The following is a 15,472-nucleotide window of genomic DNA, read 5'->3' as shown; positions in this document are numbered from 1 at the left end:
TGGGCTCGGCCTGACCCTAACGTGACCTGCGGCGATCTGCCCTGGGACCGTGGGGATTGTGCGGACCCTGTGCGTGGTCCGCGTGCCCTCACGGGGGTGAGGACCCCGGCCGATTACGGTGCCGTGCATGGAGCGCGTGGGCCTGGCACCGGGCGCCGAGATCGGCGGGTACACCATTCTCGCGCCACTCGGCTCCGGCGGCATGGGCACGGTGTACCGCGCGGTTGACGGCGGCGGCACCACCGTGGCGCTCAAGCTGCTGCACCCACACATCGGCGCGGACCCCGCCGCGCGGGAGCGGCTGCGCCGGGAGGTCGCCGCGTTGCAGCGGTTGCGCGACCCCGGGGTGGCCGCGGTGCTGGACGCCGAGGCCGACTCCACCGAGGCGTTCCTGGTCACCGAGCTGATCCCAGGGCGGGACCTCAGCGAGTTGGTGCGCGCCCGCGGCCCGCTGGACGCCGCCGCGCTGCACCGACTGGCCGACCGGCTGGCACAGGCGTTGGGGGCGGTGCACGATGCCGGGGTGGTCCACCGCGACCTCAAACCCTCCAATGTGGTGATGGGCCCGGACGGGCCGGTGCTGATCGACTTCGGTGTCGCACAGTCGGTGGACGAGACCCGACTGACCTCGGCCGGATTCGTGGTGGGCACACCGGGCTACCTGGCACCGGAGCTGATCGGTGGTGCCGAGCCCACCCCGGAGACTGACTGGTGGGGGTGGGCGGCGCTGCTGGTGTTCGCTGCGACCGGGCGGGCGCCCTTTGGTGTGCGACCGTTGGAGGCGGTGCTGGCCCGGACCCGTGAGGGCGACGCTGACCTGCGCGGGCTTGGACCGATCACCTCGGGGGCACTCTGGGACGCGTTGGCTCCGGAACCGTCCGACCGGGCGACCCCCGCGGAGGTGGTGGCGGCACTGGCTGAGGCGGAGCGGCGCGGGGAGGCATTCGACCCGGCGGCGACGGTGACGCCGAGTGCGCCGACCTCGGTGCTGCCGGGGGGCGTGGCGCAGCGGCGGACGCGCGAGGTGGGTGTTGAGGGCGCGGCGGCGGGTGTCGGTGCGGGTGCTGCTGCGACCGAGGCTTATCCGGCGGTCTCGGCTGGCGGACCGGGGGATCGTGCGGCTGGTGATCCGGGATCGGTGACCGGCGGGGACGTGACGCAGGCATACCCGGCTCAGGCTCACCCGACCCAGGGGGCCGCGACTCAGGCTTACCCGACCCAGGGGCCTGCGACTCAGGCTTACCCGGCCCAGGAGCGCCCGGCCCAGGCCTACCCGGCTCAGGGGCCCGCGACGGAGGTGTACCCCGTGCAGGGGCCGTCGACCCGGGCCTACCCGATTCAGGGTCCGGTCACGGAGGTGTACCCCGCGCAGGGTCCGGCCGCCGAGGCCTCCCCGGCATACGGTCCCGGCGGCGGGTGGGTCGCCCCTGCGCAGGATGGTCTGCCGGGCTGGCCCGAGCAGCCTGCGCCCGCGCCACCGCGCGCGCCACGCCGGATTGGATCCCTGCTCGCGCTCGGCCTGCTCACCGTGGCCGGGGCTGCGGTCCGGCCCGGCCTGACTGTGCTGGTCCTGCTGCCGCTGCTGCTGATCGCGCGGACCGTCGGGTCGCTGGTCGCCTCGACCCTGCGTCGACGCGAGCGCGTGGGGGTGCGGCGGTCGGAGGGGGTCCGCGCGGTGCTCGCCTCGCCCTGGCATCTGCTGCGATCGCTGGTGTCCCTGCTGCCCGCACTGCTGCTGTCGGCGGCGCTGGTGCTGGTCGTCGGGGGTGTGGGCTGGTGGCTGATCCATGAGGGTGCGGACCCCGATCCGCTGGTGGAGGCCGGGCTGCTCGCCGTGACCGCGGTGGTCGGGTCGGTCGCGCTGTGGTGGGGGCCGATGTCCTGGACGACACGTGAGGGTGCCCGCTGCGCGCTGCGTGCCGTCGCGCCCGGACGGTGGGGGGCGGCGGTGGTGGTGGTGCTGGCGCTCGGGGCGGTGGCGCTCGCGGTGTGGTCGTTGAGCCAGGGCGGCGGGGTGGACTTCGCGCCCTTCGGTCGACCACCGGTGCCGGGGAGCTAGACCGGGGGAGTGTCAGTGGTGGCGGGTAGCGTCGTTTCATGGCACTTGACCTGCGCGAACATCACCCACGGGCGCTCCCCGTGCGGTCGGTGGCGCGGGTGCTCACGGACGAGTGGGGCGTCGGCGGTGAGCTGAGCCGACTCGACCGAGAGAGCTTTCCGGAGGTGGCCGCGGGGGGCGAGGCGCGGCTCTACGCGGCGGTCGAGTCCGCGGTGTGGGGAGAGGCCTCAGAGGATGGTCTGACCGAGGCCGTGATGTGGGACGAGGTGCCGCCGCGGTGGGTGGAAGAGCCCGCGCTGTTGGAGCGGGTGGTGGCCGAACAGACTGCCGCCGATCCGACGATGGACCCGGTGGGACAGGTCGCGGACGTCCTGGCGGCGGAGAACGGCCCGGCGCTGGCGGCGCTGCTCGGCAACCTTGATCTGACGCTGCTCGACGTCACGGACCTTCCCGCGGTGGCCGCTGCGGCGCGACGGTTGCAAGCCTGGGCGCATGCGGTGAGCACCCGGGTCGCTGCCGAGTTGGCGGAGCGGCCGGAGATGAACCCGGTCTGGCCGGAGCACATCGGGCCGATCGCCCGACCGAATATCGCCGCCGACGAGCTGTCGCTGCGGTTGAACATCGGACGCCGGTCCGCACAGGCGCTGGTGGATGAGGGCCTGGCCCATCAGCGGTGGTTGCTCGGCACCGGCCAGGCCTTGGCCTCGGGACGGATCGACGTGGCGAAGGCACGGGTGATGTTCCAGCGGCTGTCCGGGGTGGACGCGCTCACGGTGGCGGAGGTCGAGGTCGCTGTGCTGCCGGGCGCTGCGGATCGGACTCCGGCCCAGTTGGCGGCGGATGTCGACCGAGCGCTGTTGCGGGTCGACCCCGATGGAGGGGCGCGGCGTCGGGAGCGCGCACGGCAGAGTCGACGGGTGTCACGTCCGAAGGCACTGGCCGACGGGCTGGCGGGCATCTGGGCTGTGCTGCCCGCTGAACGTGCGGCGCAGCTGGACCGGGCACTGGACGCGTCCGCCCGGGCGCTGCTGCGGGGTGGCGATCAGCGGACCCACGCGCAGCTGCGGGCGGATGCGTTGGTGGATGCGGTCCTGGTCGGACCTGACTGGGCGCGGCTGCTGCCCGGGCATCACGGGTGTGACGATGTGGCTGTCGGTGGCGACCAGATCGGCGTCCGCGCCTGCACTCACGGCGCGGCTGTCGATGCGGAGGGGCGCGGTCATCCCGAGGGTGCGGCCTCCGGTGGGCTGCATCCCGGACCGTCCCAGCGGGCTCCCCGGGTCGAGGTGCGGGTGACGGTCCCGCTGTCGTCGCTGATCGGCGCGGATGACGCGCCGGGTCGACTCGACGGGCATGGACCGATCGACGCGGCCACCGCTCGGGCACTCGCCGCCGGAGGGACCTGGCGTCGCCTGGTGACCGACCCCCTAGCCGGAACCGTGCTGGATGTCGGGCGGCGCCGCTACCGACCACCACCGGGGATCGCCGACCATGTGATCGCCCGCGATCAGACCTGTGCCCGTCCGGGGTGCACCGTCCCCGCCGATGCCTGCGACCTGGACCACACCGTGCCCTTCGGCGTCGGCGGATCAACCTCGGTGGGCAATCTGGCCCCGCTGTGCCGTCGGGACCATCTGCTGCGCACCCATGCCGGGCACCGGATCGAGCAGGCCTCCGCCGGGCAAATGGTGTGGACCAGCCCCACTCGCCAATACGTCTCCGTGCCCGGCCAGGACGGTGCACACCGGTTGGTCACCGAGGACGATCCCATCCCGTTCTAGGTGGGGCGATCCGGGCGAATTGCGCTCGACGTCCAGGAAACTCCCGGGTTGTGACCGTAGGCTGAAGGGCATGTCAGCCGCCCATGGCATCCGAACGCTGCCGCGCGCCCTGCGCCTGCGCTTCGGTACGTCCGGACTGATCGGCGTGATCTCCGGGCTGCTCCTGCTGGGCGGCGGATGGTTCGGGCTGGCCCGGGTGCTCGTCCACCAGTGTGCGGCGATCGATGGTCCGCTGGCCGACCTGGGTCAGGCGCTGACGTTGTTGCAGACGGTGCCGGACTGCCCGGCCGGGACGATGGCCGTGCTGCCGGGCGTCCCGCAAACGGTGGTGCTGCTGTTCGCGCTGGCGCTTCCCATGGTGGCCGCCCACGCGGCCCTCGGCGCGGTCGGTGTGGGACTGGTCGCGCTGCTGCGCCGCACCACCTCCCTCGCCGTGGACCTGCTGGCTGCGGTGCTGCCGAACCTGCGGTCCCTGGGACGCCTCAGGGTTCGGTTGGTCGGGCGCGCGTGTGCGCTGGTCGGACCGCGCAGCACCACGATGCCCGCTGGGGTGCCCGGTAACCGGCACCCGCTGCGTGGACCCCCGCTCGCGATGGCCTGAGGCCTAGCCCCGACCATCCCATCAGCAGAGCAGGAAGCAGAGCCATGTCCAGTACCTCCCCCCGGCCGTCCAAGGCCGAGCGCCGAGACCAGGCGCGCGAACAGGCCCGCAAGATGCGTGAGGCCCAGCGCAAGCGGGACCAGCGCAACAAGATCGCGGCAATCAGCGCCGTCGTTGTGGCCGTCCTGGCCCTCGGCGGTGTCGGCGGGTGGCTGTGGATGCAGTCCAACCAGCCCGGAATCGCCTACACCGCCGCCGACGTCGACACCATCACCCCGGCCGACACCACCGCGCCGTCCACCGCCGGTGAGAACGGTGGTATCCCGGTCGGGCAGGAGGGCGTCGCCGGCGAGACCGAGGACGGGAACGTCGTCGTCAGCGTCTACACCGACTTCATGTGCCCCTTCTGTGGGCAGTTCGAGCAGGCCAACGCCGACGAGCTCGCCGCGCTCCGGGCAGGGGGCGGTGTGACCGTCGAGTACCACCTGCTGTCCTTCCTCGACGCGCAGTCCCGTGGCGCGGAGTACTCCACTCGCGCAGGGAACGCGGCGGCGGTGGTCGCGGACCAGGCTCCTGAGCAGTTCGCGGACTTCTTCTCCGCCCTGTTCGAGGACCAGCCGGCGGAGGGTTCCAAGGGCCTGTCCGACAGCCAGATCGCGGATCTGGCCCGCAGCGTCGATGTGCCGGATGACGTGATCGACCAGTTCACCACCACGGTCAGCAACCAGGACTGGCGGACGTTCGCCCCGTGGTTGCAGGCCAACGTCAACCAGATGCGCACCGACCTCGGTCAGGTCGGCACGCCGTACGTGACCATCGACGGCGAGCAGTTCCAGGGCGACCTGTACAGCACGGGGCCGTTGACCCAGGCGATCCAGGCGGCCAAGGGCTGACCCAGCACCCCAGCGGACCGCGGCTCTGATCAGGGCCGCGGTCCGCTGCTGTCTAGACTCCCGCGGTGCCCTCCGTCCTGGTCGATCTCACCCCGCTGCGCGTCAGTCCGGCGTTCCGACGCCTCTGGCTCGGCCTGTCCATCGCCAACCTGGGCACGCAGTTCACCGTGGTTGCGGTGGGGCTCCAGGTCTACGAGCTGACCCGCTCCACCTTCTCGGTCGGGCTGGTCGGTCTGTGCGCGCTGTTCCCGCTGGTGATCTTCGGGCTGTACGGCGGTGCCATCGTCGACCACGCCGACCGGCGCACCGTCGCGTTGGTGGCCTCGGCGGTCAGCTGGGCGGCGACCCTGGTGCTGGCGGTGCAGGGCTGGGCGGGCAACGGGCACGTCGGCTTGCTGTACCTGTTGACCGCGGTGCAGTCCGGGGCGAATGCGGTCAACAGTCCGGCGCGGTCGGCGATCATCCCGCGGCTGCTGGAACCCCGCCTGATGCCCGCCGCGAATGCCCTGCAGACCATCGGCTGGAATGTGGCCCTGACCGGTGGCCCGCTGCTGGGTGCCGCTCTGGTGGCGGTGGCTGACTACGGGCCCGTGTACACCATCGACGCGGTGCTGTTCACCTTCGCCATCGTCGCGTTGGTGAAGCTGCCGGCCATGCCGCCCGAGCACGACGAGGCCGCTGGTCCGCGCCGCGCGCGTGCGGGACTGGGCTCAGTGCTCGACGGGCTGCGGTACCTGGGCACCCGCCCGAATGTGCGGATGACGTTCATCGTCGACCTGATCGCGATGATCACCTCGATGCCGCGGGTGCTGTTCCCGGCGGTGGCGCTGATCTACCTGGGCGGCGGCGAGACCACGACCGGTGTGCTGACCGCGGCGATCGCACTGGGTGGGATCGTCGCGGGGTTGTTCTCCGGTGGGCTGGCGCGGGTGCGGTGGCAGGGCCGGATCATCGTCGGGGCCATCGCGGCCTGGGGGCTGTCCATCGCCGCCTTCGGTGCGGTGCTGGTGGTGGTCGGTCGGGGCAGCCCGGACCATGTGCTCTGGCTGGCGCTCGGTCTGGCGGTGCTGACCCTGGCCATCGCGGGAGCCTCCGACGCGGTCAGTGCGGTGTTCCGGCAGACGATCCTCCAGACCGCCACCCCCGACGCGATGCGCGGACGCTTGCAGGGCGTCTTCACCGTGGTGGTCGCCGGTGGGCCCCGGCTGGGGGAGTTGCTGCTCGGCGCAGTGTCCACCCGGCTCGGTGAGGGCGGTGCGGCGCTGCTGGGCGGACTGGCCTGCGTGCTGCTGCTCGCCCTCGCGGTCCGGCTGCAGCGCTCGTTCTGGCATTACGACGCCCGGGACCCCCAGCCCTGACACCGGGGGACAATGGGAGCATGAGAGGCCTCGAACTGCCCGGTGCCGGCGACCTTGGCGACGACGAGCGCGATCTGGTCGAGCTGCTGCGGGAGAGCGCCGTGCACATGCTGCCGGACGGCACCGCACTGGAGTCCGACGATGTGCTCGGGGCGCTGCGGGCATTGCAGCAGGAGTTCGTCCGGTTCCGGCTGTACTACAAATTCGGCATCGACGAGGTGCTGACCAAGATCAGCATCCTGCGTGAGGAATTCGAGGAAGCGCACGACTACAGCCCGATCGAGCACGTGCGGCACCGGCTGAAGTCGATGGAGTCGCTGATGCAGAAGGTGGTCCGCACCGGCTGCGACCTGTCGATCCCGGCCATCCGCGCCTCGATCCACGACATTGCCGGTATCCGGATCACCTGCTCGTTCGTGTCCGATGCCTACTGGGTGCGCGACATGCTCGCCCAGCAGCCGGACCTGGAGGTGGTGAAGACCAAGGACTACATCGCCAACCCCAAGCCCAACGGGTACCGGTCGCTGCACATGATCGTCCGGGTGCCGGTGTTCCTCTCCGACCGAACCGAACACGTCGACGTGGAGATCCAGCTGCGCACCATCGCGATGGATTTCTGGGCGAGCACCGAGCACAAGCTCTACTACAAGTACGGCCGTGAGGTGCCCGGGCACCTGCTGGACGAGCTGACCCAGACCGCACAGATCGCCGCCGAGCTGGATGACCGGATGGCGCGGCTGCGGGCGGAGGTCAACGGACTGGACGCACCTCGGTAGGCTGTGCACCGCACCCACGGGTGCAGGCCCCCTTAGCTCAGCTGGCCAGAGCAACTGTCTTGTAAACAGTAGGTCGCCGGTTCGAATCCGGCAGGGGGCTCCGGTCAGGGCAGCGGCTCGATCACCGGCCGCCGCCGATACTGGAAGACGATGGACGTGCGCACATCCGCGATCTCCCGTCGCACGGTGAGGGTGTCCAGGATGAAGGCATTCAGCTGATCCACATCCCGCACGGCCACGTGCAGCAGAAAGTCCTCGCTGCCGGTCAACGTGAACAGGGCGATGATCTCCGGCAGGTCGGCGAGGAACCGGGTGAACTCCTCGATCACCTGTCGATTGGGCGGGCGGAGTCGGATGGACACCATCGCCTGGAGGCCTCGGCCGAGGGACGGGAGGTCGACCTCGACCGTGCGACGGCGCAGGACCCCGCGCCGGAACAGGCCGCGTACTCGCTCCAGGGCAGTGGAGGGGGCGATGCCGGTGGCGGCGGCCAAGTCTTTGTTGCTGATCCCGGCGTCGCTCTGCAGTGTGCGGACCAGGGCCGAATCGATGGCGTCGAGATCGAGTGACATGGCGTCATCGTCGCATCACATGCGGCACAGGTGCCCTCTCCTCGAATGAGGTTCGTTGTCGACCTGGCTCGGACGAACGCCGGGTTACGGTGCCAGCCATGCACCTCGACCCGGCCCAGGACAAGATCGCCATCGTCGTGGACGGTGCCCTGCCGTCCGGACTTGCTGCCAACGCGGCCGCCGTGGTCGCGGCCACCCTGGGTCTGCGGACCACCGGCATGATCGGGGCGGACGCCCGTTCCGCCGACGGGGTGCACGTCCCGGGCATCACACGCATGGCGATGCCGATTCTGAAATCTGACGTCACCGGGCTGACGGAACTGCACCGACGGGCTCTGATCGAACCGGAGCTGTTCACTGTGCCGTTCACCGCCGCAGCGCAGGCGGCGCGGGGGTACGACGAGTACCTGGAAGGGCTGGCGGCGCAGGAGATGGCGGAGCTCGCGCTGGTGGCGCTGGGAATCGCAGGGCCGCGCGCACGAGTGTCGTCGTTGGCGGGGTCGCTGCCGCTGTTGCGGTGAGTCCTTCCGCCGGATGCACCCGGGGCGCACACTGGGCCGCATGACGACCCGCGCGGTGATCGTGCACGGTACCGGCGGCCACCCGGATGTGATCTGGTACCCGTGGCTGGCGGACCGACTGGCGGCACGCGGATGGACCGTGTCGCGCCCGCACTTCCCGGAGCTGAACGTGACCCCGGTGGCGGAGTTCCTGCCGAGTGCGCTGGAGCGGATGGCCATCGACGCGGACACGGTGCTGATCGGGCACTCGGGCGGAGCTGCGCTGCTGCTGGCGGTGTTGGAGGCGATCGAGGTGCGGGTGCCGCAGGCGGTGCTCGTCGCCGGGTATGCCACGCCGCCGAATGCCTCGCCTGAGCCGGTGCTGCGCGCGTCCTACGACTGGGAGCGGATCGCCGCGCATGTCGATGACCTGGTGCTGATCAACTCGGTGACCGACCCCTACGGCTGCGACTGGCGACAGGGGATGGCGATCCGGGACCGGGTGGGCGGGACGCTCGTGGTCCGGGACGACGGGCACTTCGGCGACGCCGGGCAGCCCTACGACGAGTTCCCGCTGCTGGACCGGCTCATCGCCCGGTAGGCATGAACCCGCATGAACCCGGTAGGCATGAAAAAGCCCTTGGCCGCGCAGGGGGCAGGCGACCAAGGGCGATGCCTACTTTACAGGATGGAGCGGGCGGGGATGGACGCGGAGGCTGTGAGCCTCGCCACGTTCAGCTCCGGCCGGTCTCTTCCAGCAGACGCAGGGCGGCGGTGACCCGCGGGTTGCGCGCTGGGTCGGCGTCGATGCCGAGGGTGCCGTAGATCCCGTTGATGTGGTTCTGCACCGACTTCTCGGTGATGTGCAGCATCTCCCCGATCCCCGCGTTGGACAGGCCCTGGGCGAGCAGCCGGAGCACCGCGTACTGCCGGTCGGTCAGCCGCGAGACGCTGGTGCCCGCCCGTGGGGACATCCGTTCCAGAAGCACCGGGTCCAAGGTGGTACGCCCGGCGGCGGCGGCCCGGATCGCCTGGATCAGCGTGTCCGCACTGGTGGAGGTGGTCTTGGACAGGTAGCTCCACCCGCTGGCGACATCCGACGGCAGATCGAGCAGCAGATCCATCGCGTCGTGCGCGGACAACAACAGGATGCCCAGCCGAGGCTGGCTGCGCCGCACGGTCACCCCCAGGGCGATGCCGTTGCCGTCCGGGAGATCGATGTCCAGCACCGCGACGTCCACGGCACCCGGACGCAGGACGGTGGTCGCATCGCGGACGGTGCCCACCGAGGCGACGACCCGGACCCCGGGGGCGGAGCCCAGGGTGAGTTCCAGCATGGAGCGGAACAGTGGCTGATCCTCGACGATGGCCACTCGGATGGCGTGCGGGGCGATTTCGGTCATGTTCTCCCAGTATCGTCGGCTTCGATCGTTCACGTGCAGCGACGCGCGGACATCGCACGATCACGGATGGTGAGGATGAGGCTCGGACCCCAGGACGCCGACCGGGCGGACCGGTGGGCGCTGCTGTTCACCACGGGGTCGGTGATGGCCGTGTTCTCGGTAGGGGCCGCCGCGCAGACCGCCTATGTCTACAGCGCCCTCGCGGAGGGCGCCGGGGTGCCGGTCGGGGCCCGCATCGCCGCGAATCTGGGTGCGGTCGTGGCGATGCTGGCGCTGTTGGGATGGCGGGGCACGGAGCTCCCGGCCCGCGGCAGTTGGCGATTGGTGACCTGGGTGATGGCAGCCGGGTTGCTGGCCGGACTGTGCCGGGCGGGGTTGCAGGTGCTGTTCGGGGTGTACGACGCCGACCATCTGCGGGCATTGGCCATCGATCTGATGAGTGCGGCGGCGGTGGCCTGGATCGCCAGTGCGATCGGCTTCACCACGATGCGCGGTCGACGACGGCTGCGGGCGCAGATCGAGCACGCCGCCCGCGGGCAGGTGCAGATCGAGTTGGCGCTCGCGGCGCTGCAACACGAGGAGGTCCGGGTGCGGCGCGAGGTGGCCGAAGGGCTGCACGGCAGCGTCCAGCAGCGGCTGGTGTTGGCGGTGGCCCGGCTTGACCGGCTCGCCGAAAGGCTGGGGCGTGGGTCGGTGGAGCCAGCGGATCTGGACATGCTGGCCGAGCTGCGTGCCGAGCTCGAGACGGTCCGCGAGGCGGACATCCGTGCCACCAGCCGGATGCTCTATCCGGACCAGTTGGAGGTCGGCATGGTCCCGGCGATCCGCGCGCTGCTGGCGCGTATTCCGACCTCGGTGAACACCCGGCTCGGGGTGGCGCCGGAGGTGCGGACGTTGGACGACCCGGCGGCCCCTCAGTTGTCCCAAGGGGAGCGCCTGTTGGCGGTGCGGGTGGTCGAGGAGGCGGTGAGCAATGCGCTGCGCCATGGTCGGGCCGAGCTGATCGAGGTGCGATTGTCCCGAGACGCTGGGGCGGTGCAGGTGTCGGTGTGGGACGACGGGGTGGGCTTCGGTGATCGTCCGGGGCCAGCATCCGGGACTGCGCGGCTGGCGGACCGGCTCCGTCTGGCCGGGGGCGAGTTGCGGCTGTCGTCGGTGCCGGGTGATGGGACCCAGGTGGTCGCCCGGGTGCCGGTGGAGTCGCTGCGACTGAACGGGTGACCCGAAACCGGGGGATACCCGGGGTGATGTCCGGTTTGTCCCACTCCGCCAGGGTGAAAGTGCGTCACCCGACGAGGGGGGTGGGTGGTACCACCCAATCGGGGTGTTCCGGTGCCTGATCTGCGGCTCTAGATTTCCCGCGCCCCGGACGATGTCGTGTCTGCCGCGGCACCCCTCTCATCGACCTGGAAGGTCAGCCGCTCATGTCCGCAACCGTCGCACCCCGTCGCACCACCCGCCGCAAGGTGATCGCCTTCACCGTTGCCGCGCTCGGCATCACCGGTCTGGGTCTGGCCTCCGCCGCCCAGCTCAACCTGACCTCCGGCGCGTTGGGCGCGGGCACCACCGTGGTGGCGTCCTGCGATACCGACGGTGTCGCGGTGAAGTTCGCCGACACCTTCTCCAGCGTGGCCAAGGGCTACGCGGTCACCGGTGTCACCCTGTCTGGCGTCGCCACCGCATGCGCCGGTCAGGCCATCACCATCGACCTGCTGGACAACGACCCGGCCGCCACCGCGACCTCGCTGGGCACCCTGACCGCCACCGTCCCGGCAGGCGGCGGCACGGTGACCGTCCCGGTGACCGCCTCGGTCAAGGCCGCCGACGTCAAGGGCGTCGCCGTCGTCATCGCGGGCTGATCCCTCTCCGATGACCTGGCTCGGCCGACGGGCCGCGGGAACGGGGGTGGCGCCGACGCGTCACCCCCGTTCGGCGCGCCTGCGGTCGGCCACCGGCTGGCTGCTCACCGGCGCGCTAGTCGGCGTCCTGGTCTGGTTCGGCTGGCCCACCACGCTGGGCGGCTGCACCACGCTCACCATTGTCTCCGGGCACTCGATGGAGCCGACCTACCGCACCGGCGATCTTGTGGTCAGCCGCTGTGGCGCACCCGAGGTCGGCGATGTGGTGGTCTACACCCCGCCCGGGGTGGACGAGGGTCGGATCATCCACCGGGTGATCGGGGGTTCAGCCGCCGAGGGCTGGGCGATCCGCGGGGACAACAACGACTTCGACGACCCGTGGCGGCCGACTCAGGCGGATGTGCTCGGCGTCGCCCGGGTGCATGTGCCCGGTCTGGGGCGAGTGGCGTCGATTCTGCTCGACCCGTGGGCCTGGGCCTCGCTGCTGGTGATCGCCGGGGGAGTCCTGCTGTGGCCGGGCAGACCCGAGCCCCAGATCCCGGTGACCGCTGACGCTGCCAACCCGGTGCTGGAGCCGGCACCGTGAGGGCGCGGACCCCGGCCCATGGGACAGCAGCCGCCGTGCTGGTCGCCCTGATCGCCGTGATCGTCGTCCTTGGGCTCCACACCGCGTCGGCGGCCCGACTCGATCTGCGCAGCCCGGGCCATCTGCTCAGCTCCGCGGCACCCTGCACCACCAGCACGCTCAGCGCGACTGCGGGCACCGCCACCACGGTGGTCCTCACCGGTATGCCCGCCGCCTGCGCCGGGGCGTCCCTGGCCTTGCGGCTCTACGGCACGGACGGGACGCCGACCACGACGGCGGACACCACCGGCACTGCCAACGCTGGCACCGTCACGCTCCCCGTGCCCGGTGATGCCACCGCCCAGGTCGCCGGGGTTGCGCTGGTGCTGAACGGGTGGGCGGTTCCGGTGAGCTGGATCGCACCAGCCACCGCGCCCACCGGACCGGTCACCCCCGGACCCGGCACCACCTTCACCGGGCTGACCTGGTCGCAGATCTCCTCCTCCGGCACCCAGGCGTGTTTCACCGTGCAGGTCTCCGGTGCGGTCGGCACCACCTGGCGGGTCGACCTGCACCTGGACCAGCGCCCCTTCAACGGGGTCACCAACGCCGACGGGTTCCAGGTGCACAGCCCCTGGTACGGGCAGGTGCTCGGTGCACCGTCCGGCGGTGTGTTGTCCATCGGTGGTCGACCCGGCTTCACCACCCTGTCCGCCGGGCAGAGCATCACGGTCACCGTGTGTCACTACGGTCTGCCAGCCCCGCAGTACGACGCCGCACTGACCTACTCCCAGAGCACCGGCCCGGTGTCCGGCGCGGTGACCTATGCCTGCATGAGCACGACGGTGCGGGTGAGCGGTACTCCGCAGTTCTACGCCGGGTGGCGGGCGGACATCGACCTGCGCCCGCTGCTCGACTACCTCACCGCCCGCGGGGTGAGCACCACGAACGCCCGGTTCAGCGCCCCCGGCAACTACACCCTGGCCCAGCGCAGCGGCACGGTGTACCGGGTGACACCCACCGCCTGGGACACCTGGGGCATCCGGGACGATGCGCCCCGCAGTGTGCAGGTGTGCGTCCAACCCTGAGCCGCCGGAGTGAATCTGTGGCCCGGATGCTCAGCACGGGCGCGGGACGGACGATGGGGCGACCGGGCCGATGGACCGGCCTGGTGCGTCCACGGAAGGGACACCGATGGGGCTGACCCGTGCCCGCCGGAGAGCGGGTGTCACCTTGGCGCTGCTCGGCGGTGCCGGGTTGGCGGTGTCCGCTGCCCGCGCGATGAGCTGGGAGCAACTCGGACCGGTGTCCACCGGGGCATGCGTGGTGGATGCGATCTCGATCGGCTACGAGGTCGACTACGACCCGGCGCTCGGTGGCTATGCGGTGACCACCGCGCAGCTGTCCGGCGTTCCGACGGGCTGCGCGGGCCGCGAGCTCGCGCTGACCCTGCGGGACGGCGCTGACCGTGCCCTGGTCGAGTCTCGGACCGCCGTGACCGCGCCGATGACCGCCGTGGTGCTGACCCCCGGCGTGGCGGCAGAGGTCGTGGCCGGGGCCTCGGTGGCCGTGGTCGCCGACTAGATCTCGATCAGCTCCGGGAGCTTGGCCCGACGACCGTCACCGGAGCTGGTGCCGTGCAGGCGGTGGGTGGCCCACGGGTAGACGTGCACCCGCAGCCACTCCGCGTCCAACCGGGCCTGCGCGGCACGGGAGATCGGTGGGGCGGGGGCCAGTGGTTCGTCCCAGGCCGGGTCGTCCGGGGTGAGCCCGAGCGCCGCCAGTGCGCCCTGCGCCACCCGGGCATGGGATTCGGTGGTTAGGTGAATCCGGTCCGGTGCCCACATCCGCAGGTCCTTCAGGTGGTGCATCCCCCACAGGTCCAGCACATACGCGCCATGCCGTCGGGCGATCGACCAGATGTGCGCGTTGTAGATCGCCACTCGGGGTCGGGTCGCCTTCATCAGGCCGGCCTCGGCGACATCCATCCCGGTGGACAGCAGCACATCGGCCCCGGTGGCCCGGATGCGCTCCACCGCGGCCTCCAGATTGCGGGCCAGTCGGTCCACGTCGGCGGCCGGGCGCAGGATGTCATTGCCGCCGCCGACCAGGCTGACCAGGTCGGGTTCCATCCGCAGCGCGGCGGGCACCTGCTCGGTGACGATGGGCCGCAGTAGCTTGCCGCGCACCGCGAGGTTGGCGTAGCGCAGCGGGGTGGCCCCGGCGGCACGGCGACGGTCGGACAGGTGCCCAGCCAGCACGTCGGCCCAGCCCCGCATCGGTGCGTCGCTGCCGTGCGGGGCGTCCCAGAGCCCTTCAGTGAAGGAGTCGCCGACGGCGACATAGCGCTCCCAGCGGGGCAGATCCGTGGTCATGGCAGCCATTCTGCTCCTTCGACGAGTACGGGCTCAGCCCAGGGACCAGTCGATGGGCTCGCCGCCCTGCTCGACCAGCAGCTGATTCACCCGGGAGAACGGTCGTGAACCGAAGAAGCCCCGGCTGGCGGACAGCGGGCTGGGGTGCACGCTCATCACCGCTGGGACCTGGCCGAGGCGGGGGCGCAGCGACTGGGCGTCGCGGCCCCACAGGATCGCCACCAGCGGGCCGCCGCGTTCCACCAGGGCCTCGATCGCCCGGTCGGTGACCTCCTCCCAGCCCTTGCCCCGGTGTGAGGCCGGAGCGCCGGGTCGGACGGTCAGCACCCGGTTGAGCAGCATGACGCCGCGGTCGGCCCACGTGGACAGGTCACCGTCGGAGTGCGGCGGGATGCCCAGATCGGATTCCAGCTCACGGTAGATGTTGGCCAGTGAGCGGGGCAGCGGTCGCACCGTCGGCTGGACCGAGAACGACAGGCCCATCGGGTGGCCGGGGGTCGGGTAGGGGTCCTGGCCGACGATCAGCACCCGGACCTCGGCCAGTGGCCGTCGGAAGGCGTTGAGAATCGCCTCCCCCGCGGGCAGGTACTGGTGTCCGGCCTGGACCTCGGCGCGCAGAAAGTCACCCATCGCGTGGATCCGGTCCTCGACCGGAGCGAGGGCCTGCGCCCAGTCGGGGGCGATCAGCTCGGACAGCGGGGTGGGTGCGGAGGTGCTCACCCGGCGAGGG

General features: G+C 71.3%; 17 protein-coding genes and 1 tRNA gene. 14 read left to right on the top strand and 4 right to left on the bottom strand.

The genetic code is table 11. The annotated features are described in order from the left end of the window. The first annotated feature begins 127 nt into the window (after positions 1–127). From AB0N78_RS11430 to AB0N78_RS11400, 7 genes are all read left to right on the top strand, one after another. Positions 128–2,059: a protein kinase gene (locus AB0N78_RS11430; protein ID WP_363390030.1), complete on the top strand. Its 1,932-nt coding sequence runs from the start codon at positions 128–130 to the stop codon at positions 2,057–2,059. Positions 2,060–2,097: 38 nt separating this feature from the next. Further along, entirely contained in the window at positions 2,098–3,840 is a 1,743-nt protein-coding gene (locus AB0N78_RS11425) for a DUF222 domain-containing protein (protein WP_363390028.1), read from the top strand. 70 nt (positions 3,841–3,910) lie between these two features. Next, a complete protein-coding gene (locus AB0N78_RS11420; RefSeq protein WP_363390026.1) occupies positions 3,911–4,441 on the top strand; it encodes a hypothetical protein in 531 nt (176 codons plus the stop codon). Positions 4,442–4,485: 44 nt separating this feature from the next. Next, the gene (locus tag AB0N78_RS11415; protein ID WP_363390023.1) at positions 4,486–5,334 is read left to right on the top strand and encodes a thioredoxin domain-containing protein; all 849 of its coding nucleotides are present in this window, start codon (positions 4,486–4,488) and stop codon (positions 5,332–5,334) included. Positions 5,335–5,399: 65 nt separating this feature from the next. Next, the gene (locus tag AB0N78_RS11410; RefSeq protein WP_363390021.1) at positions 5,400–6,692 is read left to right on the top strand and encodes an MFS transporter; all 1,293 of its coding nucleotides are present in this window, start codon (positions 5,400–5,402) and stop codon (positions 6,690–6,692) included. A gap of 107 nt (positions 6,693–6,799) precedes the next feature. After that, positions 6,800–7,468: a GTP pyrophosphokinase family protein gene (locus AB0N78_RS11405; RefSeq protein ID WP_363391425.1), complete on the top strand. Its 669-nt coding sequence runs from the start codon at positions 6,800–6,802 to the stop codon at positions 7,466–7,468. 26 nt (positions 7,469–7,494) lie between these two features. Further along, positions 7,495–7,568 (top strand) — tRNA-Thr (locus tag AB0N78_RS11400). A 4-nt stretch (positions 7,569–7,572) separates the two neighbouring features. Here the strand turns inward: AB0N78_RS11400 and AB0N78_RS11395 are convergent. Further along, positions 7,573–8,040 carry an Lrp/AsnC family transcriptional regulator gene (locus AB0N78_RS11395; protein WP_363390018.1) on the bottom strand — a complete coding sequence of 156 codons (468 nt, stop codon included), beginning with the start codon at positions 8,038–8,040 and terminating at the stop codon, positions 7,573–7,575. Between the two features lie 98 nt (positions 8,041–8,138). On the opposite strand from AB0N78_RS11395, the gene AB0N78_RS11390 reads away from it, so the two are divergent. Together AB0N78_RS11390 and AB0N78_RS11385 are read left to right on the top strand one after the other, a co-directional pair. Next, positions 8,139–8,561: a DUF2000 domain-containing protein gene (locus tag AB0N78_RS11390; protein ID WP_363390015.1), complete on the top strand. Its 423-nt coding sequence runs from the start codon at positions 8,139–8,141 to the stop codon at positions 8,559–8,561. Positions 8,562–8,601: 40 nt separating this feature from the next. Further along, positions 8,602–9,141 (top strand): alpha/beta fold hydrolase, encoded by a 540-nt coding sequence (locus AB0N78_RS11385; RefSeq protein WP_363390012.1) that lies wholly within the window; start codon positions 8,602–8,604, stop codon positions 9,139–9,141. 133 nt (positions 9,142–9,274) lie between these two features. Here the strand turns inward: AB0N78_RS11385 and AB0N78_RS11380 are convergent, their stop codons facing one another. Then, positions 9,275–9,943: a response regulator transcription factor gene (locus tag AB0N78_RS11380; protein ID WP_363390009.1), complete on the bottom strand. Its 669-nt coding sequence runs from the start codon at positions 9,941–9,943 to the stop codon at positions 9,275–9,277. A gap of 75 nt (positions 9,944–10,018) precedes the next feature. On the opposite strand from AB0N78_RS11380, the gene AB0N78_RS11375 reads away from it, so the two are divergent. The 5 genes from AB0N78_RS11375 (at position 10,019) to AB0N78_RS11355 (ending at position 13,951) form a co-directional block, all read left to right on the top strand. Beyond that, entirely contained in the window at positions 10,019–11,164 is a 1,146-nt protein-coding gene (locus AB0N78_RS11375) for an ATP-binding protein (RefSeq protein WP_363390006.1), read from the top strand. 203 nt (positions 11,165–11,367) lie between these two features. After that, positions 11,368–11,802, top strand: a complete 435-nt coding sequence (locus AB0N78_RS11370; RefSeq protein ID WP_363390003.1) for a hypothetical protein — start codon at positions 11,368–11,370, stop codon at positions 11,800–11,802. A 46-nt stretch (positions 11,803–11,848) separates the two neighbouring features. Further along, positions 11,849–12,388, top strand: a complete 540-nt coding sequence (locus AB0N78_RS11365) for a signal peptidase I (RefSeq protein WP_363390000.1) — start codon at positions 11,849–11,851, stop codon at positions 12,386–12,388. A gap of 35 nt (positions 12,389–12,423) precedes the next feature. Then, positions 12,424–13,455 carry a hypothetical protein gene (locus AB0N78_RS11360; RefSeq protein WP_363389998.1) on the top strand — a complete coding sequence of 344 codons (1,032 nt, stop codon included), beginning with the start codon at positions 12,424–12,426 and terminating at the stop codon, positions 13,453–13,455. A 106-nt stretch (positions 13,456–13,561) separates the two neighbouring features. Continuing rightward, positions 13,562–13,951, top strand: coding sequence for a hypothetical protein (locus tag AB0N78_RS11355; protein WP_363389995.1), 390 nt, complete (start codon positions 13,562–13,564; stop codon positions 13,949–13,951). Here AB0N78_RS11355 and AB0N78_RS11350 read toward each other — a convergent pair. Further along, positions 13,948–14,751 carry an SGNH/GDSL hydrolase family protein gene (locus AB0N78_RS11350; RefSeq protein WP_363389992.1) on the bottom strand — a complete coding sequence of 268 codons (804 nt, stop codon included), beginning with the start codon at positions 14,749–14,751 and terminating at the stop codon, positions 13,948–13,950. The two genes, AB0N78_RS11355 and AB0N78_RS11350, sit on opposite strands and share 4 nt — an antisense overlap. A gap of 24 nt (positions 14,752–14,775) precedes the next feature. Next, complete coding sequence (locus tag AB0N78_RS11345) at positions 14,776–15,462, bottom strand: uracil-DNA glycosylase (protein WP_363389989.1); 687 nt, start codon at positions 15,460–15,462, stop codon at positions 14,776–14,778. Positions 15,463–15,472: the final 10 nt, after the last annotated feature.

Origin of the sequence: Cellulomonas sp. NPDC089187 (genome assembly GCF_040685135.1) — a bacterium.
Lineage (GTDB): Bacteria > Actinomycetota > Actinomycetes > Actinomycetales > Cellulomonadaceae > Cellulomonas.
This window is presented reverse-complemented; position numbering and strand designations above follow the sequence as displayed.

Coding starts and splice junctions, on each gene's coding strand:
- AB0N78_RS11350 (WP_363389992.1), bottom strand. CDS start 14,751: ATGGCTGCCATGACCACGGATCTGCCCCGCTGGGAGCGCTATGTCGCC.
- AB0N78_RS11385 (WP_363390012.1), top strand. CDS start 8,602: ATGACGACCCGCGCGGTGATCGTGCACGGTACCGGCGGCCACCCGGAT.
- AB0N78_RS11370 (WP_363390003.1), top strand. CDS start 11,368: ATGTCCGCAACCGTCGCACCCCGTCGCACCACCCGCCGCAAGGTGATC.
- AB0N78_RS11395 (WP_363390018.1), bottom strand. CDS start 8,040: ATGTCACTCGATCTCGACGCCATCGATTCGGCCCTGGTCCGCACACTG.
- AB0N78_RS11375 (WP_363390006.1), top strand. CDS start 10,019: ATGAGGCTCGGACCCCAGGACGCCGACCGGGCGGACCGGTGGGCGCTG.
- AB0N78_RS11390 (WP_363390015.1), top strand. CDS start 8,139: ATGCACCTCGACCCGGCCCAGGACAAGATCGCCATCGTCGTGGACGGT.
- AB0N78_RS11380 (WP_363390009.1), bottom strand. CDS start 9,943: ATGACCGAAATCGCCCCGCACGCCATCCGAGTGGCCATCGTCGAGGAT.
- AB0N78_RS11430 (WP_363390030.1), top strand. CDS start 128: ATGGAGCGCGTGGGCCTGGCACCGGGCGCCGAGATCGGCGGGTACACC.
- AB0N78_RS11425 (WP_363390028.1), top strand. CDS start 2,098: ATGGCACTTGACCTGCGCGAACATCACCCACGGGCGCTCCCCGTGCGG.
- AB0N78_RS11420 (WP_363390026.1), top strand. CDS start 3,911: ATGTCAGCCGCCCATGGCATCCGAACGCTGCCGCGCGCCCTGCGCCTG.
- AB0N78_RS11355 (WP_363389995.1), top strand. CDS start 13,562: ATGGGGCTGACCCGTGCCCGCCGGAGAGCGGGTGTCACCTTGGCGCTG.
- AB0N78_RS11405 (WP_363391425.1), top strand. CDS start 6,800: ATGCTGCCGGACGGCACCGCACTGGAGTCCGACGATGTGCTCGGGGCG.
- AB0N78_RS11415 (WP_363390023.1), top strand. CDS start 4,486: ATGTCCAGTACCTCCCCCCGGCCGTCCAAGGCCGAGCGCCGAGACCAG.